14 protein-coding genes, 5 tRNA genes and 1 pseudogene are annotated in these 21,847 nt (G+C 29.6%); all 20 read left to right on the top strand.

The window, feature by feature from the left end; all coding sequences use genetic code 11:
- Positions 1 to 42: 42 nt before the first annotated feature.
- The 20 genes and pseudogenes from CHAB381_RS08915 to CHAB381_RS06525 all read left to right on the top strand — a co-directional run bounded on the left by CHAB381_RS08915 (position 43) and on the right by CHAB381_RS06525 (position 21,761).
- The gene (locus CHAB381_RS08915) at positions 43 to 972 is read left to right on the top strand and encodes a DUF3298 and DUF4163 domain-containing protein (protein WP_012109266.1); all 930 of its coding nucleotides are present in this window, start codon (positions 43 to 45) and stop codon (positions 970 to 972) included.
- 237 nt (positions 973 to 1,209) lie between these two features.
- Positions 1,210 to 2,895: an ABC transporter permease gene (locus CHAB381_RS06615; protein WP_012109265.1), complete on the top strand. Its 1,686-nt coding sequence runs from the start codon at positions 1,210 to 1,212 to the stop codon at positions 2,893 to 2,895.
- A 625-nt stretch (positions 2,896 to 3,520) separates the two neighbouring features.
- A tRNA-Pro gene (locus CHAB381_RS06610) sits at positions 3,521 to 3,597 on the top strand.
- 4 nt (positions 3,598 to 3,601) lie between these two features.
- Positions 3,602 to 3,677 (top strand) — tRNA-His (locus tag CHAB381_RS06605).
- 7 nt (positions 3,678 to 3,684) lie between these two features.
- Positions 3,685 to 3,761: transfer RNA gene (locus tag CHAB381_RS06600), tRNA-Arg, on the top strand.
- Positions 3,762 to 3,772: 11 nt separating this feature from the next.
- Positions 3,773 to 3,849 (top strand) — tRNA-Arg (locus CHAB381_RS06595).
- An 8-nt stretch (positions 3,850 to 3,857) separates the two neighbouring features.
- A tRNA-Asn gene (locus CHAB381_RS06590) sits at positions 3,858 to 3,932 on the top strand.
- A gap of 116 nt (positions 3,933 to 4,048) precedes the next feature.
- Positions 4,049 to 4,351 (top strand): annotated as a pseudogene (locus tag CHAB381_RS09250) (hypothetical protein); the annotation flags it as partial.
- A 55-nt stretch (positions 4,352 to 4,406) separates the two neighbouring features.
- Complete coding sequence (locus CHAB381_RS06585) at positions 4,407 to 4,772, top strand: hypothetical protein (protein WP_012109263.1); 366 nt, start codon at positions 4,407 to 4,409, stop codon at positions 4,770 to 4,772.
- A 138-nt stretch (positions 4,773 to 4,910) separates the two neighbouring features.
- Positions 4,911 to 5,738, top strand: coding sequence for a RhuM family protein (gene rhuM, locus CHAB381_RS06580; RefSeq protein WP_223429413.1), 828 nt, complete (start codon positions 4,911 to 4,913; stop codon positions 5,736 to 5,738).
- Between the two features lie 190 nt (positions 5,739 to 5,928).
- Positions 5,929 to 6,129: an excalibur calcium-binding domain-containing protein gene (locus CHAB381_RS06575; protein ID WP_012109262.1), complete on the top strand. Its 201-nt coding sequence runs from the start codon at positions 5,929 to 5,931 to the stop codon at positions 6,127 to 6,129.
- Between the two features lie 32 nt (positions 6,130 to 6,161).
- Positions 6,162 to 6,575: a hypothetical protein gene (locus CHAB381_RS06570; RefSeq protein WP_041570514.1), complete on the top strand. Its 414-nt coding sequence runs from the start codon at positions 6,162 to 6,164 to the stop codon at positions 6,573 to 6,575.
- 245 nt (positions 6,576 to 6,820) lie between these two features.
- A complete protein-coding gene (locus tag CHAB381_RS06565) occupies positions 6,821 to 7,321 on the top strand; it encodes a hypothetical protein (RefSeq protein WP_012109260.1) in 501 nt (166 codons plus the stop codon).
- 10 nt (positions 7,322 to 7,331) lie between these two features.
- Positions 7,332 to 7,661, top strand: coding sequence for an STAS-like domain-containing protein (locus tag CHAB381_RS06560; protein WP_012109259.1), 330 nt, complete (start codon positions 7,332 to 7,334; stop codon positions 7,659 to 7,661).
- Positions 7,658 to 8,104 carry a hypothetical protein gene (locus CHAB381_RS06555; RefSeq protein ID WP_012109258.1) on the top strand — a complete coding sequence of 149 codons (447 nt, stop codon included), beginning with the start codon at positions 7,658 to 7,660 and terminating at the stop codon, positions 8,102 to 8,104. Before CHAB381_RS06560 ends, CHAB381_RS06555 begins: the two co-directional genes overlap by 4 nt.
- Positions 8,105 to 8,479: 375 nt before the next feature.
- Positions 8,480 to 8,758 (top strand): hypothetical protein, encoded by a 279-nt coding sequence (locus tag CHAB381_RS06550; RefSeq protein ID WP_012109257.1) that lies wholly within the window; start codon positions 8,480 to 8,482, stop codon positions 8,756 to 8,758.
- 196 nt (positions 8,759 to 8,954) lie between these two features.
- Entirely contained in the window at positions 8,955 to 9,464 is a 510-nt protein-coding gene (locus CHAB381_RS06545; protein WP_012109256.1) for a terminase TerL endonuclease subunit, read from the top strand.
- A gap of 76 nt (positions 9,465 to 9,540) precedes the next feature.
- Positions 9,541 to 10,620 carry a Fic family protein gene (locus CHAB381_RS06540; RefSeq protein ID WP_012109255.1) on the top strand — a complete coding sequence of 360 codons (1,080 nt, stop codon included), beginning with the start codon at positions 9,541 to 9,543 and terminating at the stop codon, positions 10,618 to 10,620.
- A 1,213-nt stretch (positions 10,621 to 11,833) separates the two neighbouring features.
- The gene (locus tag CHAB381_RS08530; protein WP_012109253.1) at positions 11,834 to 16,051 is read left to right on the top strand and encodes a putative large adhesin; all 4,218 of its coding nucleotides are present in this window, start codon (positions 11,834 to 11,836) and stop codon (positions 16,049 to 16,051) included.
- The gene (locus tag CHAB381_RS06525; RefSeq protein WP_012109252.1) at positions 16,011 to 21,761 is read left to right on the top strand and encodes a YadA family autotransporter adhesin; all 5,751 of its coding nucleotides are present in this window, start codon (positions 16,011 to 16,013) and stop codon (positions 21,759 to 21,761) included. The genes CHAB381_RS08530 and CHAB381_RS06525 overlap by 41 nt, the downstream gene beginning before the upstream one ends.
- The last annotated feature ends 86 nt before the right edge of the window (positions 21,762 to 21,847 follow it).

Below are 21,847 nucleotides of genomic sequence, written 5' to 3'. Positions count from 1 at the left end.
AAACTTCTGCGAGCTTAACGGCTCGCTTTTTAAGGAATTTTTATGAGAAAAACTCTGTTTTTATTTCTATTTTGTACGTGCTTCGCTTTTGCAGACATCGTAACAACCGAAGGTGCAAGCTATATATTTAAAGGTGATGGCGGCGAAATTTATTTTGATGTTTATAAAGACGGCGCTAAGGTTAGCGGACATATGTTTTCAGGCGCTAAAACATACGAATTTGACGGCGAAAATGTAAAATTTGACGGTGAAAAACTTAAAATAGATGAAAATAGCGATTTGACGCTGAAATTAAATGACAAAGAGTTAAAAGTTTCGCTTAATTCACCCGATGAACACCGTAATTTAAATATGAAAATGTATAAGCGCTACTCTATTTTATCTTTTAATGCGGAAAATCAACCCGATTTTGATAAAAAAGGAAATTACAGTTTAGATATTTCAAAAAATGTTACACCTGATAACGCGCTTGAATATTTTAAAACAAAAAAAGATATGGAAAAAGAATATCGCGCGCTGAAATTCGAGCGTGAAAATTCGGTAGATAAAGATGAAATCGACAGTGTTTATAGCGTCAGCTCCGATGAGAGAGTTTTTTATGAAAATAATAAATTGCTTGTTTTACTTGAGTCAAGTTATATTTATACAGGCGGCGCACATGGAATGGGAGTCGAAAGTTATTATGTCCTGATCGGCAAAAAGCAAATTTCAATAGACGATTTACTTAAAAACAGCGGCGACGAAAAATTAAGATCAATGATCTGGGATAAAATAAAAGATGTAGCTTTTGAAGAAGTAAAAAACGAGTTTAAAATCAGCGACAATTTTTATATTTCTCCAAATGGTGTAACGTTCGTTTATGCACCTTATGAAGTTGCAGCATATGCTTACGGCTCAGTAAAAGCGCATTTTACATTTGATGAAATTTCGCCGTTTTTGAAAGACGGCATTAAAAAAGCGCTGAAAATTTAAAACAATAAATTCTTAAAAATTTTAAATTTCGTTGTGCCGAAGTTGTAATTTACGGCTAACGGCACAACGATTTAAATTTAAATTATTTTAATTTCAGGTATTTGATTGACATTTAAAATTTTATATTGCATTTATAAAAAACAGTTTTTTCAATCTTATTAAAAAGTTCGGTTTTTATTAAATATAATTTAAGATAACTAAATTTTTAATTTTAGATATAAATTTAAAGGTTTTAAAATGGAATTTGTAGATTTGGTTTATAAACAAAAAGAAGAGATTGAAAAATGTAATAAATTTATAGAATTTATAAACAGTAAATTTAAGTATCCGATTCTTGGTAGTAGCAATAATTTAAATAATCTTTTAATACTGATATTTGAAAAAAAGAGATTGTATAAAAGTTTAAACTTTTCTTGTGATATTTCCAAAAAATTAGAAGATATCAATGAACAGATTTTTAAACAGATTATTATCCTTAGAACTGAAATTTTAAATGACTTACATAGCAATAATAACAATGAAGAAGAAAAATTAAAATTTTTAAAATCAAAATATAATGTTGACAAAAATATTGTTGAAGTAGAAAAATTAAAGAAAACAATAAAAAACGATATTTTCAACAATGAAAATTTTAAAAAATATATTTATAAAAAATCTTCCGACATTAAGAAAGAAACGTTTTTATTGCTTTGTAATCTTATAAGAAATAATAAATGGTTTTCTACGTTTATGTTTTTTGCTTTTGGAATAATTATATTTTTAGCATTTTGCTTTTTTTATAATGATAAAATTGTTCCTGCCATTTCACAAAGCGAATTAATGTATGTAATGACTATGAGCTCTACTATTTTTATATTATTGCCGATTTTATTTATATTAGCCGTTTTTGCATTTGCATACTTGTTTAATTATGACAAACAAAATGAAAATTTTAAAAATAACCGTTTTATGTCAGAATCGTTATTTATTAATGTGACATCCTTTATAATATCTATTTTTATTACTTTAGCTATAATCATTTTTTTTAGCGATAGGATTGATGTTCGGTTTAACAATAATTATCATATGGCAGGCATTGCAATAATATTATTATTCTTATGTATTATTTTTAGATTTTCGGTTTTTTGTGTTTTAAAAATAATAAAAAATGAAATGTCAGCTATTTTTTTATATCTTGCAATAATTGTTATGTGCGGTGTATCATTTTATTTATCAATAAAATTAGGTGAAATAAATAAAACTATATCTATATCTATGCTTTTTATGTCTCTTATAATATTTTTTATGTTTTTTATCGATACGGAAATATCAAAAAAAGAAAACATCATACTTTTTATTTTCACTTTTATTATGTTAATTATCTGTTCAACCGCTACATTTTTAAATTACGGCTATAAAATGATGGGCTTTGGCGACATAAATTACAAATATATAACCATTGATAAAATAGCAAAAGAAAGTTTGCCTAGATGGATAATAAATAAAAAAGAGATTAAAGAATATTTTTGTTTAAGTGATTTTGGCGGTAAAATAACTTGCGAAAAAGAAAATGTAGAAATTTTGTCTTATAAAGACGGAAATATTACTTTCCAATATAACGGCAATATAGAAAACAAAGAAAATATAAGCACGCAATGTCTTAAATTTTTAAATAAAAACAATGAAATTATAAAAATTGCGAACAGAAAAATAAAATTTGATGATAAAACCCTGATTTTTCTTGATAATAATGACAGTATAAAAGATGTTATCGCTAAAACCGACCCTGAAATTTATTTAACTTATATTGAAGATTTTGGCGATACAATAAAGCTTTATAATATAAAAGCCGTTTCCACTTTAGGAAAATATTGGCGATTAAAAACAAAACGAAATAAAGATAAATTTTATATAGAAAGTAAATTTATAAAAGGAATGTTATAATTTTATCGCGATTTTTGAGTATATCGATAAAGCTTATAATTTAATGCAAAAAATTTAATTTTAAGTTCTATTCTATCTCATTCCATAAAATTTTAAGGATTATGTGCGAAAATTTTATTTTTTAACTTATCACGGTTAATTTTTTAATTATTGAAATTTAGCCAAAAAATACACAATGAGAAATCGTGTTTAGAGATTTCAAAAGTAGCATTGCTTTTGTAGTTGTAAAAGTTTGATTTTTTATGATTAGAGCCGCTTAAATACAGTTTAGACTTTATGCCATAAACGTCGTATTTATATCATTGTAAAAAAATTTAATATTTTAAATTTTGCTTGAAATTTTTATTTTACGGCACATTTATTTATTTTATTTCAAAAATATTTAACATCTAAATTTTTGAAATTTATCTGTTGTTTTGATTAAATATTTTAATTTACTTCGCCGAAGTTATTGATTAAAAAATTAAAAAATAAATTTTTATGATATAGATTTTTTATATTTTTAGTCTAAATTTAAGAAAATTGGGATATAGTCACGTTTTTTAAGAAAAATAGATTAAATATTTCAAAATTTAAGTTATTTTTCATACTTATTTCAATATAATTCAATTTCGCAATTTAATTTCGGAGTGTAGCGCAGGCTGGTAGCGCATCTGGTTTGGGACCAGAGGGTCGAAGGTTCGAATCCTTTCACTCCGACCATTTGGTGAGTTTAGCTCAGTCGGTAGAGCATCAGATTGTGGTCCTGAGGGTCGTGGGTTCGATCCCCACAATTCACCCCACAATTTAGCGCTCGTAGCTCAATTGGATAGAGCAACAGACTTCGGATCTGTAGGTTGAAGGTTCGATTCCTTTCGGGCGTACCACTTTTATATTTGCGCTCATAGCTCAGCTGGATAGAGCAACGCCCTTCTAAGGCGTAGGCCAGAGGTTCGAATCCTCTTGGGCGTACCACTTTTTGTTCCGGATTAGCTCAGCGGTAGAGTAGGCGGCTGTTAACCGCTTGGTCGCTGGTTCGAATCCAGCATCCGGAGCCACTTACATTTTTTAATCCATAACTACAAAAATGTAAAAAGGTAAAGAAAATGCAACTCTAACATTCACTCAAGTTAAAAAGCTAAAATGCCCTAATGATAAAAAATTTAAAGCTTTTAGTATAGATAGTAATTGCAGTTTATATCTAGTCTGTTTTAACACTGGAACTAAGTTATACAAAAAGAGGATAAAAACAGGGTATGCAACTTTAGGAAACTTCAATGAGCTAAGTTTAGCTGAGGCTAGAGAGTTAGCAACAAACTATGAAAAACAAAGCAGTCTATCAAGACAAATGAAAATAAATGATTTGTTTAATGAGCTTTTAGATCTAAGATATCCAAATACAAAAGAAAATCAAAACAAAAGGCGCAAATATAAAAATAGGGTAAGTAAGTGGATACTAGATAAGATAAGGAAATAAGCTTATAAGTGAAGTAAATAAAGATGAGTTATTAAACGCATTAAATGGTGCAAATTTGGAAATTTCCCAAAGAGCATTGGCAATTTATAGAGATATGCTAAAAATTGCCAAAAATAAAGGTGCGATTAATGATATTAGTTTTATTTATGAAATATTAGAAGATGCAACCTTACTTTTTCCAAAGCCACAAACCGGTCATAGAAAAATTATAACAAGTAAAATAAAACACTTTTTGTTAAAAAACAAAAGAGATAAGAATTATATAAAACAAGATAGAAAAAGCATAAATTTAATAAAAACTCTCTCATTTTTTCAACTATTTTTACTAAATTTAGAATGCATCTTGCAATACAAAATTAAGCTACAAATGGTTATAATTTGTATTTATGGTGTAAGTGGTTGTATTATACTTGATTTTTGAATGTATGTAAAGTATAAATTTAATATTTTGAAAGAAATTTTATAAAAATGAATGATTTTGAAAGCTACGAGATAAAAGTAAATGAAGATAACCAATACTTCCATATAGTTGGAAAAGTTATAAAAAGTATAGTGTAAGATGATAGATACAACCAAAAAAAACTTTATTATCTGGAATGATGGTAATAACAACACAAATATCCAAGTTTTGTTAGATGAAGCCAATGAAACTTTATGGCTAAGCCAAAAGCAAATAGCTGAAATTTTTGGCGTGAGTGTACCGACTATAAACGAGCATATAAAAAATATCCTAAATGACAATGAACTTGATAACTCAACTATTAGGAATTTCCTAATAGTTCAAAATGAGGGCAAAAGGGAAGTTAGAAGAGAGATAGCTCACTGCAATCTTGATATGATAATAGCAGTGGGATATAGAGTAAATAGCTATAAAGCCACCAAATTTAGACAATGGGCTACTAAGACATTAAAAGAGTTTTTAATAAAAGGCTTTGTGCTTGATGATGAGAGACTAAAACAAAATAACAATATTTTCAATAAAAATTATTTTGATGAATTAATAGAGCGTATAAGAGAAATAAGAGCAAGCGAAAAGCTCTTTTATGAAAAAATAAGAGCTTTATTTGCTTTAAGCGTAGATTATGATAAAACCTCACAAATCACAAAAGATTTTTACGCAACCGTGCAAAATAAACTGGAATTTGCCGTCATAGGTAAGACTGCTGCTGAGATAATAAATGAAAGAGTAGATAGCAAAAAGCCAAATTTGGGGCTTACAAACTGGAGTGATAAAAACGGCGAGTATCCGTTAAAAAGTGACATCAAAACAGCTAAAAACTATCTAAGCCAAGATGAGCTAAAGGGGCTAAATTTACTTACGAATATGCTGCTTGATTATGCTGAAAGCTTGGCAAACAGAGGTATAGTGCTAAGTATGAGTGACTGAGAATTCAAACTTGATGAATTTTTGAAATTTAACAGCTACGAAGTTTTAAAAGGTCGTGGCAATGTCTCTAGTAAAAAAGCAGATAACGAATATGAGAAGTTTAAATAGTTAAAGCAAAAAAATTATATGGATGAGGTTAAAAAGCTTAAAAAATAAAAAGTTATAAAAAGTATAGTATAATGGGGTAGAGATGAAAAAAATATTAATGGCTTTGTTTTTAGTTGGTTTTAGTAGTTCTGTGCTAATGGCTGAGGTTGACTGTAGTAAGAAAAAATACTGCAAGCAGATGAAAAGCTGTAAAGAGGCAAAAGAGTATTTTAAAAAATGTGGCTTTAAAAATCTAGATAGGGACGGAGATGGAATCCCTTGTGAGAATGTGTGTAAAAAATAAAACTATAAGAGTTGTGGGATAAAAGTGATAAAATGCTTACAAAACATAAAAAACTAAGAATTAAAAGAAGAAGTAAATACAAGTATTTATCAGCAAGATACAATAATCAATCAATAAAGAGCTCTAGATTTAAAAAATTAGCTAAATATGAAAAAAGAAAACGCTACATATATAATTCTAAAAATCACTATAAACCAAAATCAAAGCCAAGCCAAGGAATAATTTTTGATGCAAAAATAGACTTTAAAGATAATATAAATGGCATTATTTCTATTAATAAACAAGTTAATGACTTTATTAAGGTTTTTACACCAAAAGGTATAAGAATAGATCACAGTAAACTTGAAAAGGTTTCTATAGGAGCCTTGGTTTATATAGTTGCTCAAATAAGTAGAATCAATAAACTATCAAATAAAGGGCTTAAATACAAAAAAAGCTTGGTATAAATAATAAAAAAGAGGATCTAGCTTATTTATTTTATAAAATAGGGTATTGGAATTATTTTGGCATAACTAGGAAGCCAAAGATACAAAACAAAGTAGAGGATAGGCTGTTTTTAAAAGTAAGGTCTTCAAATGATGATAAGATAGAGTTTTTAAATGAAATTAAAAAATTTGTTTCAAACCAAACTGGGATATTTAAAAATAATTATAGACTTGAATATTTTTTTGATGATGTTTTAAAAGAGGCTATGGGAAATACTTTAGAACATGCCTATATAGATAGCTTTAATAAGTCTGGGATAAAAAATTTAGGAAAAGAAAAACTAAAGTGGTGGGTATGTGGATATTATAGTAAAAATGAGAAAAATTTAGTTTTAATTTTTTATGATTATGGTGTTGGCATAAGAGAAAGTGCAAAATATAATGCTGGCAAAAAGGTTGATAATATCTTTAAAGAACGTATATTAAATTTTATAGATAAAAAAACAGATGCTGAACTCATAAATATGGCAATTAATAAGGATTTATCAAAATACAAAAAATATTTTAAAAGAGATAGAGGTAAAGGACTTAAGAGTTTTCAAAATTTTGCTAAAGAGTGTGGGTATGATAGTGAACTTATGGTAATATCTGGAAACGGTAGATATATTTTTACTTATGATAGTAAAAATTTAAAAGAAAATATTAATACAAACATTATAAAATATGATATAGATGGTATGTTCATAAAATGGAAATTACAACTATAAAGGAGAAAAAATGGAGATATATGACTTCGCAAAGGAATTTAGCAAAAATCCAGGTCTTAGAAAAGAGAGCATGACACCTGGTATTTCAGGTGAAAAATTTAGAGATGAGGTGCTTGAAAAATACTTTAAAGCTAATAAGCCTATATACATAGATGTAAATGGTGTAGAAAGTAGCTTGGGCTCATCTTTTTTAAGTGAAGCATTTGGTAATATTGCTGTTAAATATGGTAAAGACAAATTTTTAGAAATAGTTCATTTTGTAGATGGTGAAAAAAATCAAATCACAAAAGAAATGATGATAAATAGAGTTGAAGAAGCTATAAAAAAGATGAGTGAATGATAGAGTTGATATTATCCATAATTGCGATTATAATCTCACTATTTACTGTTTATTTGTCTTGGCTTAGGATAATAAACACACCAACAAAAGAAGATTTATTTAGAGATGAGATAAGAAAAGATATAAGAGATTTAAAGGGGTTGATATTTGATATTAATCCAAGTGACTATATGCTAAACAACAATGATGAGTCTAACATAAAAAAGAGTGCTTTTATAGAAATAATTCATGATAAATTACATTATAACACTGATGAAAATCGAAAAAAAACTTTTTTAACAGAAAAAGAAATAAACGACATAATAAATTTAGCAGAAATTATTGAAGATAAGTTTGGTGAGATGACATCTAGTATTATTATTGAAAAACACAATAAAAGTAAAATTTTAAAATATAAAGAGGAAATATCTAAGGAAATCAAAAATTTTTTAAAAAACTTCTAGCTTTAAATGTTTAATAAGTTTCCGACATAAACGCCAGATACAAAACTTAATAGCCGCTTAAAGTAGTAGATATCAAGTGCCATAATAAAACTATTGCAAACGCCTATGGCTTTTATATTTGCAAACCATAGCAAAACAAAGCTTAATGCAATTTGAATTTTTAATCTCTTAATTGTGTGCAATTTAGCTCTTTGTATTTTTGCTTTTTAGGTTCTTTTATCTTTAGCTTTTTATAACTGCTTTTTAAAAAGTAAATTAAATTTAAAATAGAAATCTTTAAACTTTATGATATAATCAAAATGTCTTTTTAGTTTATCCTTAAATTTAGTTATCTAAATTTATGAAACCCTTTTTTTATTTTTCAAAGAGTTAAAATTGAATTTTATAGGTGAATATTGCAGTGCAAAAGATTTGTGTTTTGCACTAAATCTAGACAACAGATTCTTAAGACTTGGAAACAAAGAACGTTATAATCTCGAGCTTGTAAAAGTTTCAGGCGTGATTTTTGTAAAGCTACCTGATTGGGTAAGGGAACTTTTAGAAGATGGGTATCAAGGCTTTGTTATAAGAGATAAAGATGACTTAAAAGAGCTTAGCATAAACAAAATTTATCAAATTGAAGCAGATGAAATGGATGGGTTAATAGATGAATAAGGTTTTAAATTTTAAAAAAATGGATGAAAAAAATGAATAAAATAATCTCAAGAAAAGAGATTTTAAATAATGCTGATGAGTATATTAAAACTCAAAAGAATATCTAAAAAATACACCTTATTTTATATATGAAAAAACGGCTTTTGTTTTAATAACAGAGATTAGTTCTAAAATAGCGATTATTCCTTATTTTTGGTTGCCATCTGAAAATTTACGCTCAAAAAGTAAAAAAGACTATGTAAGCTACGAGCAGTGGATAAAAGATGGCTTTATCCGTTTAACTCCTGGAAATGTAATTGATTATGCGTATATACAAAGAGACATTTTAGAAATTTGTAGAAAATTAAGCGTTGAAGCTGTTGCATTTGATAGGTGGAATGCAGCAAGTATAGTTACAAATTTAGGTGATGAGGGCTTAAATATGCTAAGTTTTGGTCAAGGCTTTGGCTCTATGTCAGCCCCTAGCAAAGAACTTTATACTAAGATTATGAAAGGAGAGTTAGAGCATTTTAATAACCCTGTGATGAGGTGGATGGCTACAAATGCAGTTATTAAAACAGACCCTGCAGGAAACATTAAGCTGGATAAAGAAAAAAGCAGAGATAAGATAGATGGGTTAATCGCTTTAATTATGGCTTATGGCATTAGAAAAAACATACAAACACCAATAAACCCGTATGAAAGTAGGGGAATAAGGGTTTTATAAAATAGTTAAAATGTTTAATAAATGATTTATAAAATATAGTATAATTAAACTATCAAATTTAAAAAAGAGTAACATAATGGATAAAAAAGAGTTTATACCAAAAGAATTACCACTTGATATAGAATTAAATGCTGAAAATTACCAACTTTTAATTAGTGCTTCAAGAGAGCTTGGAAAATTAAATGGCTTTATAAATACAATACCAAATCAAAATATTTTGATAAACTCTCTTGTCCTACAAGAGGCAAAAGACTCTAGTGCTGTAGAAAATATCATCACTACGCATGATGAACTTTTTTTAGCTCAAATGGACGAAAACTCAATCACACAAAGTGCAAAAGAGGTTATTGGATATGAAGCTGCTTTAAAAAAGGGCTTTGATCTTATGAAAAAAGATAATCTTATATTAAATAAACATATATTGGCAATCCAAAAGCGTATGCAAAATAATAATGCAGGATTTAGAACACAAAGTGGAACTGTTTTAAAAAATCCAGCAACTGGAGAGGTTAAACATATTCCACCTCAAAATTTATATGACATACAAAGGCTAATGTCTAATTTGGAAAAATATATAAATGAAGATTTAGATGATTTTGACCCACTTATAAGACTTGCTATTATTCACTATCAGTTTGAAACAATTCATCCATTTTTTGATGCAAATGGAAGAACTGGGCGTATTATTAATGTTTTATATCTTACATATAAGGGGCTTTTGGATTTGCCGATTTTATATTTAAGTGCATATATCATACAAAATAAAACGCAATATTATAGACTTTTAGAAAATGTCAGTAAAAATAATAGCTGGAATGAGTGGATAAGCTATATTTTAACAGCAGTCCAAAAAACATCTATTGCAACTATAAAAATCATATCTCAAATAAACGAAGCAATGCAAACTTTTTCAGTCAAACTCCAAGCCACTAACAGTAAAATTTACAGTAAAGACTTTGTGGAGCTTGTATTTTCCTACCCATATACAAAAATAGAATTTATCTCTCAAAAGCTTGGCATTACTCGTCAAACAGCATCAAAATATCTTAAAATTTGTGAAGAAATTGGCTTATTGGAATGCTTAAAATTGGGAAATACAAATTTTTATATAAATATTAGTCTTTTTAATATATTAAAAAAAGGTATAGAGTGTTAAAAATTATAGATTTTTTTAACATAGTATAGTTTGTTTGTTAAAATTTATAGATTTTTTTAACATAGTATAGTTTGTTTGTTAAAATTTACAACTATTAAATGTTTTAGGCTATATAATGATATGTAAAATCCAGGTAGGATTTCTCCTACCCTTAGCGAAACTTAATCATTTTTTAAAAATGTCTTATTTCGGAACAGTGTAAGTATTATACAAAATTATTTTTTAAAATTTCGCTTATTAATAGTGATTTTTCAAATTTTATTTAGAAATTTTCTAAATTTTACTTGAACTTTTGAAAATATTTTATTATTCTAAGACAAAATAGATATCTTTGTTTTATAATTTTATTTCTTTTATAATAGCTATAATTTCTAATGAGCCTATTTTGAAATAGCTTATGTAAATCATCAAAACAATGAAATTGCATTGTTTTGCTTTTGCATATTTTTATTGTATATAAAAAGTGCAACTATAAAATCATTTATTGTTCTGTTTTTCATTTGATTTTTTATATAATTTCTAGTTTTGTTTTTAAATATTTTTAATCTGTATATTTCATTGATAACGTCATTTTGAGGATTGTTTATATTATCTTTTAAATTTGCTAACATAGAATTATTATGAGTTGTTGAATTTCTTATAAATTTTATATTATGAAGACCGTTTTATTTTATCAAATTCCTTATTTGGGTATCTTTCATAGAAAAAACAAACAAATGCTATAAGACTTCCAAATTGGATAATTTCTATAAAATTCCATATTGCCAAATCTTTTCCATATTTTTTTAGTTCAATAACGACTACTTGAAATATAAAATATTATTAAATTACTTTTTGCTGTATAGCTTTTGACAAAGATTTTATGTATGTATATTCTCAAATAAATAATAAAAAATATCTTGATAAAATTTTTATGTTAAAAGATCAATAGATTGATGAAAATCTAATTATAAAATACTCTAAATTACTAAAAATTATACATTTTAATCATAAATTTCAAAATTTATCAATTTTTTAAAAAAATTGCTCCGATTTATATAATTAAAAAGTAGGAACTGACATTTTGCAAACCCTAAAAGAAAAATCTAAAAATATAAAAACTACTCTTAAAGTTAGGTGTTTTTCATATATTTTATCTCCGTTTTTTTTGTTATAAAAGGATATTTTTATGGTATAATTATTAGATTATAATTTATTAATGAAAGGATAAGCTATGAATAAAGCTTATAGACATGTCTATAAAGATGGTATAGGCTGGGTGGCTATCGCTGAAAATGCTTCATGTGTGAGCTCGAGTAAGGGAAGTGGCACAGTATCCAGTAAAACTAAAGTTGAGGTTTTAAAAAACTTTTTTGATTTAAGAAATTCAGTTGTTTTAAATAATGGCTTTTTACTAAAAGGACTATTTGCAGCAACTCTATTTTGTGGAGTGTTTGTAGGTGATTTGAAAGCATATAATGCTGAACCGGAAGAAATAGCAAAAATTCAAAATAACGGCACGGTTGTTTATACGGACGATCAGAATTTTAGAGTGGTGGAGTCTATAGAAAATGGCGAAAAAATTTTTAAAAGAGTCGATGAAAATGGCAACATTGTCGGAGAAGGTGGTAAAAAACTTTTAGAATTTGAAGGCAAATACTATGACTATGAAAAAATTCTATCGATGAAACAAAGTGACGGCTCATATTTAATCAATGATAAATACTATGTTATTCCAGATGGAACTTTAAGCGGGAAAGGAATGGCCGAACGACCTGTTTTTGTAGAAAGAGACTATGTATATACTGCTGGTGGCAAGGCAAGCGGCAAAAAAATGGCCAGGCTAGATACTGGTGACGGTAAATGGTATGTCTATAATTTGGCTGATAACGAAAAGCTATATTATGCAAGATTTGAAACTGATAATAAATACAAGGAAAATAATTGTAAAACAAACAAAAACACTTCTTTTAAGGACGGGTATTGTTACGGTTTTTGGCAAATTGGTGAGCTAGAAACTGAAAAAGTGGCCGGAATGGATGTTCCTGTTATAGATGCCGATGGATATTATGTAAAAAGAATAAAATCTGCAACAGAGCTTACAACTGCCAATGAGATTAGAGTTTATGGCAAAACCTTATCAACCTTAAATTTACCTACTGGTGGCGCAACAACCCCAGAGCGTCTTAGTTTAGTCGGAAAAGACGGTAAAACTGTAAAACCTATAAAATACGATGCAAATGACCAACAAGTAAAAGACGGTAAAAAGACCATCAGAGATAACAAAGACGGAACTATTCGCCTTGGCAATGTCGCTAGAGCAATACAAGACGATGAAGCTGTAAATTTAGGACAACTAAACGAAAAATTACAAAATGTAAAAGTCCCTTATGTAAGTATAAAATCAACTCAAACAGGCGCCGGCTCAAACTATAACTCTGACGGCGCCACAGGTGATGACTCTATCGCTATCGGACCAAATGCAGGAGCCAGCGCTGAAAACTCAGTAGCCATCGGACCAAATGCCAAGGCTAGCGAGTATGGCTCAGTAGCTATTGGAGCTGATGCGCAAGCAATCAATAAAAATTCAGTATCATTAGGAGCTGGAGCTAAAACTACAGATGAAGATTCAGTCGCTATCGGTCTTAATGCACAAGCACAAGGAGATAGTTCGTATGCTTTGGGAGCTTGGTCAATAGCAGCAGAAGAAGGAGCAACTACGATTGGAACTTATTCACGTGCAAATAAAAAAGATTCTTTTGCGCTAGGTGTCGGAGCTAAAGCAAATATAGAAAGCTCTGTAGCTTTGGGTTCAGACTCTGTAGCCGATACTGAGAAAGGAGTTGCAGGTTTTGACTTTGTAACCGACAAGCAAAGCACAGAGACAAGCCCTACTTGGAAAAGCACAGCAGGAGCAGTATCTGTAGGAGATAAAGCCAGTAATACTACTCGCCAAATCACAAATGTCGCAGCAGGATATGCTGACACCGACACAGTCAATGTCGCTCAACTAAAAGCTGGTTTAAATAACAAAGCCGATTTAAATGCAGGAAATTTAAGCAATAAAACAGGCAATACAGCTAATGAAACATATGCTGATGTATGGAAAACAGCTCTTGGCATAAGTGACGCTAATATTCAAAAGCTAGCTCAAAAATCTGTTGTAGTAGCAAATGGAGAAAACACAACAGTTGCTAAAGATACTTCAGCAACAGGAGACATAACTTATAAAGTTAATGTTAAATTAGATGAATATGCTAAATCAACTGACATAGATACAAAACTTGGTGATTATGTAAAATCAGTAACAGGTGATGACTTTATCAAAGTAGACGCAACCAAAAAACAAAGCCCAGCTTTATCTCTTGATACAGATAAGCTTGCAAACGATAGCACATTTGTAACAAACATTGCAGGAAATAAGGTATTTAAAAATACATATGTAACAAATGAAAATTTGGAAAAAGGCTATACAAAACTTGATGGAACAAATCTATTTAAAGATAATACTTTAAATGAATTAAATCCAAATTTCAAAAAAGACAATTGGAGAAAAGCTCTTGATATAAGTGACGCTAATATTCAAAAGCTAGCTCAAAAATCTGTTGTAGTAGCAAATGGAGAAAACACAACAGTTGCTAAAGATACTTCAGCAACAGGAGACATAACTTATAAAGTTAATGTTAAATTAGATGAATATGCTAAATCAACTGACATAGATACAAAACTTGGTGATTATGTAAAATCAGTAACAGGTGATGACTTTATCAAAGTAGACGCAACCAAAAAACAAAGCCCAGCTTTATCTCTTGATACAGATAAGCTTGCAAACGATAGCACATTTGTAACAAACATTGCAGGAAATAAGGTATTTAAAAATACATATGTAACAAATGAAAATTTGGAAAAAGGCTATACAAAACTTGATGGAACAAATCTATTTAAAGATAATACTTTAAATGAATTAAATCCAAATTTCAAAAAAGACAATTGGAGAAAAGCTCTTGATATAAGTGACGCTAATATTCAAAAGCTAGCTCAAAAATCTGTTGTAGTAGCAAATGGAGAAAACACAACAGTTGCTAAAGATACTTCAGCAACAGGAGACATAACTTATAAAGTTAATGTTAAATTAGATGAATATGCTAAATCAACTGACATAGATACAAAACTTGGTGATTATGTAAAATCAGTAACAGGTGATGACTTTATCAAAGTAGACGCAACCAAAAAACAAAGCCCAGCTTTATCTCTTGATACAGATAAGCTTGCAAACGATAGCACATTTGTAACAAACATTGCAGGAAATAAGGTATTTAAAAATACATATGTAACAAATGAAAATTTGGAAAAAGGCTATACAAAACTTGATGGAACAAATCTATTTAAAGATAATACTTTAAATGAATTAAATCCAAATTTCAAAAAAGACAATTGGAGAAAAGCTCTTGATATAAGTGACGCTAATATTCAAAAGCTAGCTCAAAAATCTGTTGTAGTAGCAAATGGAGAAAACACAACAGTTGCTAAAGATACTTCAGCAACAGGAGACATAACTTATAAAGTTAATGTTAAATTAGATGAATATGCTAAATCAACTGACATAGATACAAAACTTGGTGATTATGTAAAATCAGTAACAGGTGATGACTTTATCAAAGTAGACGCAACCAAAAAACAAAGCCCAGCTTTATCTCTTGATACAGATAAGCTTGCAAACGATAGCACATTTGTAACAAACATTGCAGGAAATAAGGTATTTAAAAATACATATGTAACAAATGAAAATTTGGAAAAAGGCTATACAAAACTTGATGGAACAAATCTATTTAAAGATAATACTTTAAATGAATTAAATCCAAATTTCAAAAAAGACAATTGGAGAAAAGCTCTTGATATAAGTGACGCTAATATTCAAAAGCTAGCTCAAAAATCTGTTGTAGTAGCAAATGGAGAAAACACAACAGTTGCTAAAGATACTTCAGCAACAGGAGACATAACTTATAAAGTTAATGTTAAATTAGATGAATATGCTAAATCAACTGACATAGATACAAAACTTGGTGATTATGTAAAATCAGTAACAGGTGATGACTTTATCAAAGTAGACGCAACCAAAAAACAAAGCCCAGCTTTATCTCTTGATACAGATAAGCTTGCAAACGATAGCACATTTGTAACAAACATTGCAGGAAATAAGGTATTTAAAAATACATATGTAACAAATGAAAATTTGGAAAAAGGCTATACAAAACTTGATGGAACAAATCTATTTAAAGATAATACTTTAAATGAATTAAATCCAAATTTCAAAAAAGACAATTGGAGAAAAGCTCTTGATATAAGTGACGCTAATATTCAAAAGCTAGCTCAAAAATCTGTTGTAGTAGCAAATGGAGAAAACACAACAGTTGCTAAAGATACTTCAGCAACTAGGAGACATAACTTATAAAGTTAATGTTAAATTAGATGAATATGCTAAATCAACTGACATAGATACAAAACTTGGTGATTATGTAAAATCAGTAACAGGTGATGACTTTATCAAAGTAGACGCAACCAAAAAACAAAGCCCAGCTTTATCTCTTGATACAGATAAGCTTGCAAACGATAGCACATTTGTAACAAACATTGCAGGAAATAAGGTATTTAAAAATACATATGTAACAAATGAAAATTTGGAAAAAGGCTATACAAAACTTGATGGAACAAATCTATTTAAAGATAATACTTTAAATGAATTAAATCCAAATTTCAAAAAAGACAATTGGAGAAAAGCTCTTGATATAAGTGACGCTAATATTCAAAAGCTAGCTCAAAAATCTGTTGTAGTAGCAAATGGAGAAAACACAACAGTTGCTAAAGATACTTCAGCAACAGGAGACATAACTTATAAAGTTAATGTTAAATTAGATGAATATGCTAAATCAACTGACATAGATACAAAACTTGGTGATTATGTAAAATCAGTAACAGGTGATGACTTTATCAAAGTAGACGCAACCAAAAAACAAAGCCCAGCTTTATCTCTTGATACAGATAAGCTTGCAAACGATAGCACATTTGTAACAAACATTGCAGGAAATAAGGTATTTAAAAATACATATGTAACAAATGAAAATTTGGAAAAAGGCTATACAAAACTTGATGGAACAAATCTATTTAAAGATAATACTTTAAATGAATTAAATCCAAATTTCAAAAAAGACAATTGGAGAAAAGCTCTTGATATAAGTGACGCTAATATTCAAAAGCTAGCTCAAAAATCTGTTGTAGTAGCAAATGGAGAAAACACAACAGTTGCTAAAGATACTTCAGCAACAGGAGACATAACTTATAAAGTTAATGTTAAATTAGATGAATATGCTAAATCAACTGACATAGATACAAAACTTGGTGATTATGTAAAATCAGTAACAGGTGATGACTTTATCAAAGTAGACGCAACCAAAAAACAAAGCCCAGCTTTATCTCTTGATACAGATAAGCTTGCAAACGATAGCACATTTGTAACAAACATTGCAGGAAATAAGGTATTTAAAAATACATATGTAACAAATGAAAATTTGGAAAAAGGCTATACAAAACTTGATGGAACAAATCTATTTAAAGATAATACTTTAAATGAATTAAATCCAAATTTCAAAAAAGACAATTGGAGAAAAGCTCTTGATATAAGTGACGCTAATATTCAAAAGCTAGCTCAAAAATCTGTTGTAGTAGCAAATGGAGAAAACACAACAGTTGCTAAAGATACTTCAGCAACAGGAGACATAACTTATAAAGTTAATGTTAAATTAGATGAATATGCTAAATCAACTGACATAGATACAAAACTTGGTGATTATGTAAAATCAGTAACAGGTGATGACTTTATCAAAGTAGACGCAACCAAAAAACAAAGCCCAGCTTTATCTCTTGATACAGATAAGCTTGCAAACGATAGCACATTTGTAACAAACATTGCAGGAAATAAGGTATTTAAAAATACATATGTAACAAATGAAAATTTGGAAAAAGGCTATACAAAACTTGATGGAACAAATCTATTTAAAGATAATACTTTAAATGAATTAAATCCAAATTTCAAAAAAGACAATTGGAGAAAAGCTCTTGATATAAGTGACGCTAATATTCAAAAGCTAGCTCAAAAATCTGTTGTAGTAGCAAATGGAGAAAACACAACAGTTGCTAAAGATACTTCAGCAACAGGAGACATAACTTATAAAGTTAATGTTAAATTAGATGAATATGCTAAATCAACTGACATAGATACAAAACTTGGTGATTATGTAAAATCAGTAACAGGTGATGACTTTATCAAAGTAGACGCAACCAAAAAACAAAGCCCAGCTTTATCTCTTGATACAGATAAGCTTGCAAACGATAGCACATTTGTAACAAACATTGCAGGAAATAAGGTATTTAAAAATACATATGTAACAAATGAAAATTTGGAAAAAGGCTATACAAAACTTGATGGAACAAATCTATTTAAAGATAATACTTTAAATGAATTAAATCCAAATTTCAAAAAAGACAATTGGAGAAAAGCTCTTGATATAAGTGACGCTAATATTCAAAAGCTAGCTCAAAAATCTGTTGTAGTAGCAAATGGAGAAAACACAACAGTTGCTAAAGATACTTCAGCAACAGGAGACATAACTTATAAAGTTAATGTTAAATTAGATGAATATGCTAAATCAACTGACATAGATACAAAACTTGGTGATTATGTAAAATCAGTAACAGGTGATGACTTTATCAAAGTAGACGCAACCAAAAAACAAAGCCCAGCTTTATCTCTTGATACAGATAAGCTTGCAAACGATAGCACATTTGTAACAAACATTGCAGGAAATAAGGTATTTAAAAATACATATGTAACAAATGAAAATTTGGAAAAAGGCTATACAAAACTTGATGGAACAAATCTATTTAAAGATAATACTTTAAATGAATTAAATCCAAATTTCAAAAAAGACAATTGGAGAAAAGCTCTTGATATAAGTGACGCTAATATTCAAAAGCTAGCTCAAAAATCTGTTGTAGTAGCAAATGGAGAAAACACAACAGTTGCTAAAGATACTTCAGCAACAGGAGACATAACTTATAAAGTTAATGTTAAATTAGATGAATATGCTAAATCAACTGACATAGATACAAAACTTGGTGATTATGTAAAATCAGTAACAGGTGATGACTTTATCAAAGTAGACGCAACCAAAAAACAAAGCCCAGCTTTATCTCTTGATACAGATAAGCTTGCAAACGATAGCACATTTGTAACAAACATTGCAGGAAATAAGGTATTTAAAAATACATATGTAACAAATGAAAATTTGGAAAAAGGCTATACAAAACTTGATGGAACAAATCTATTTAAAGATAATACTTTAAATGAATTAAATCCAAATTTCAAAAAAGACAATTGGAGAAAAGCTCTTGATATAAGTGACGCTAATATTCAAAAGCTAGCTCAAAAATCTGTTGTAGTAGCAAATGGAGAAAACACAACAGTTGCTAAAGATACTTCAGCAACAGGAGACATAACTTATAAAGTTAATGTTAAATTAGATGAATATGCTAAATCAACTGACATAGATACAAAACTTGGTGATTATGTAAAATCAGTAACAGGTGATGACTTTATCAAAGTAGACGCAACCAAAAAACAAAGCCCAGCTTTATCTCTTGATACAGATAAGCTTGCAAACGATAGCACATTTGTAACAAACATTGCAGGAAATAAGGTATTTAAAAATACATATGTAACAAATGATAAATTATCAGACTCAGGCTTTAAATTTACAGGTGATGATACTGCCAAAGAAATTGATAAAAAATTAGGTGGAACCATTTCTATCAAAGGTGGTGCGGATTCTACAAAACTTTCTGATAAAAATATCGGTGTAGTGGCAGTAAATGATAGTTTGCAAGTAAAACTTGCTAAGAATTTGCTTGGATTAGAAAGCGCCGAATTCAAAAAAGGTGCAGACACAACTACTGTTAGTGCTGAAAAAGGTATATCTACAACCAAAACATTAAAAGTTACAGATGGTAGTGGAAATACGGTAGCAGAAATTGACAAAACCCAAATCACAGATGCAAGCGGCAATAAAGTAACCAATATCAATAGCGCTATAAATAATCTTTATGCTACTACTAAAGGTTTGACAAGTGATAATGCATTGGCTGTAAAATATGATTCATCTACTAAAGAAAAAATTATGCTTGGTGGAAGTGGTGCTACAAAACAAGTTGCCATTAAAAATCTTGCTAGTGCGGGAGATATTAATGACGTTAACAACAAATTCAATGCTGTAAATGCTGGTGATTTAAAAACTGCTTTAAGTGGAGTAAATAACTCTATAGACAACATAAATAACAGAAACTTTATAAGTTTAAGTGTATCTGCAAATGGTGGCACAAAAGATGATATAAAAGCAAAGGAAAATATTGATTTTACCGCTACAGACGGTATAACAGTAGCTTACAACGCAAGTGTGAACAAATTTACATTCAGTGCTGATTTTGATTCAATTGCAAATAATAATGTTTTATCAAACAAATATGCAATGCTTGACGGAAGCAATTTGATAGCCACTAAAGGCTTCAAACAAGATGCTTGGCGAGGAGCTTTAGGTCTAACAGATGCTAACATAGCAAATATATTTGAGGAAGGAAAAGATATCTCTATAACAAAAAATAGCAATAATAATAAATACACTATCGCTTATACAGGCACAGGCGGCGGTACAGGCACAGGTGGAATGTCTGAAGCTGAAGTTAAAGAAATTATCAATAATTATATCGGTGGCAATATTATAAATCCTGCTAAATTTAATGAGAAACTTATAACTCACGATGTAAGCGAACGAAAAACAACAGAGAACAAAAGCATAATTGCCGCAATAAATAGAATAAATAAATATGGAATCGGTTTTGTGCATGTAAATGGTGGTGATATTACTCCAGATCCAACAACCGGTAAATCAGCAAATGATTCGTCTGCAGAAGGTACAAATGCAATTGCCATCGGTCCAAAATCACAAGCAAACAGAGATAATTCAATCGCTATCGGACTAAAATCACAAGCAAACGGTGAAAATTCGATTGCTATCGGCGTAGGTAATGTTGTAACCGGTAAAAATTCAGGTGCATTCGGCGATCCGACATATATAAATGGGGATAATTCATACGCAATCGGAAATAATAATAAAATTGATTCTGAAAATACATTTGTATTAGGAAATGAAGTTAGAGTCGGTGCAGATATGCAAGGCGCTGTAGTATTGGGAAGTGGTTCAACGGCGGTGGACAAAGCTATAGAAGTATCAAGAGCTGAAGTAAATGGTATAACTTATGATGGATTTAAAGGACAAGCAGCCGGCGGAATGATACTTTCTGTAGGTGCTAAGGGCGCCGAGCGACAAATCAAAAATGTTGCGGCAGGTAAAATTTTAAAGGACAGCACAGATGCCGTAAACGGAAGCCAACTATACGCTACAAATAAAATTATAGGAAATGTAGCAAATAGTGTAAAAAATGTAATCGGCGGCAATGCTAAGGTAAATAACAACGGTGAAATTTCAGCTTCAGATATAGGCGGAACCGGTCAAAACAATATAAATAACGCTATAGCTTATATAAACAAGAGAAATAAAAGCGGAAATTCATATATTGATATTGACGCACCTGAAGGAAGTGTATTGCCAAGTGTAAGCAAAGGTTCAAATTCAATAGCAATCGGTGCAGGATCAAGTGATGACAAACGTAAAAATGTAGTATCTGTCGGTAATGCAACAAAAGGTCTAAATAGAACCATCACAAATGTAGCACCAGGTAAATACGGCACTGATGCTGTAAATATGAATCAACTTTACGGCGTTGCCGGTGGATTGTCAAAACAAATCAATGACGTAAAAAAGAAATCGAGTGCAGGTATCGCAGGAGCTGTGGCTCTTGGTATGCTACCGCAATCAAATATTCCTGGAGATGCGCTTGTATCAATCGGTACAGGATATCATGACAGTGAAAGTGCAGTCGCACTTGGTATCAGCAAAACAAGTGACAACGCAAGATGGATTTTTAAAGGTGGCGTAAGCTATGACAGTCAAGATGAAGTAACAGCCGGTGCATCGGTAGGTTTTCACTTCTAATTAATTTTATAAGGCGTAGGAATTTCAGTTCTTAGGAATTTGAAATTCCGCGCTTTTATTTTTTAATTTTTTTCAAACTTCATAAA

Source organism: Campylobacter hominis ATCC BAA-381 (genome assembly GCF_000017585.1).
In the GTDB taxonomy this organism is placed as follows: Bacteria; Campylobacterota; Campylobacteria; order Campylobacterales; family Campylobacteraceae; genus Campylobacter_B; species Campylobacter_B hominis.
Note: the sequence above shows the minus strand (reverse complement) of the source record. Positions and strands in the feature narration are given on the sequence as shown.

What these genes read in the sequence shown, in the direction of transcription:
- CHAB381_RS06575 (WP_012109262.1), top strand. Translation starts at nt 5,929, where the DNA reads ATGAAAAAAATATTAATGGCTTTGTTTTTAGTTGGTTTTAGTAGTTCT.
- CHAB381_RS06555 (WP_012109258.1), top strand. Translation starts at nt 7,658, where the DNA reads ATGATAGAGTTGATATTATCCATAATTGCGATTATAATCTCACTATTT.
- CHAB381_RS06565 (WP_012109260.1), top strand. Translation starts at nt 6,821, where the DNA reads ATGGGAAATACTTTAGAACATGCCTATATAGATAGCTTTAATAAGTCT.
- CHAB381_RS08530 (WP_012109253.1), top strand. Translation starts at nt 11,834, where the DNA reads ATGAATAAAGCTTATAGACATGTCTATAAAGATGGTATAGGCTGGGTG.
- CHAB381_RS06560 (WP_012109259.1), top strand. Translation starts at nt 7,332, where the DNA reads ATGGAGATATATGACTTCGCAAAGGAATTTAGCAAAAATCCAGGTCTT.
- CHAB381_RS06615 (WP_012109265.1), top strand. Translation starts at nt 1,210, where the DNA reads ATGGAATTTGTAGATTTGGTTTATAAACAAAAAGAAGAGATTGAAAAA.
- CHAB381_RS06570 (WP_041570514.1), top strand. Translation starts at nt 6,162, where the DNA reads ATGCTTACAAAACATAAAAAACTAAGAATTAAAAGAAGAAGTAAATAC.
- CHAB381_RS06540 (WP_012109255.1), top strand. Translation starts at nt 9,541, where the DNA reads ATGGATAAAAAAGAGTTTATACCAAAAGAATTACCACTTGATATAGAA.
- rhuM (WP_223429413.1), top strand. Translation starts at nt 4,911, where the DNA reads ATGATAGATACAACCAAAAAAAACTTTATTATCTGGAATGATGGTAAT.
- CHAB381_RS08915 (WP_012109266.1), top strand. Translation starts at nt 43, where the DNA reads ATGAGAAAAACTCTGTTTTTATTTCTATTTTGTACGTGCTTCGCTTTT.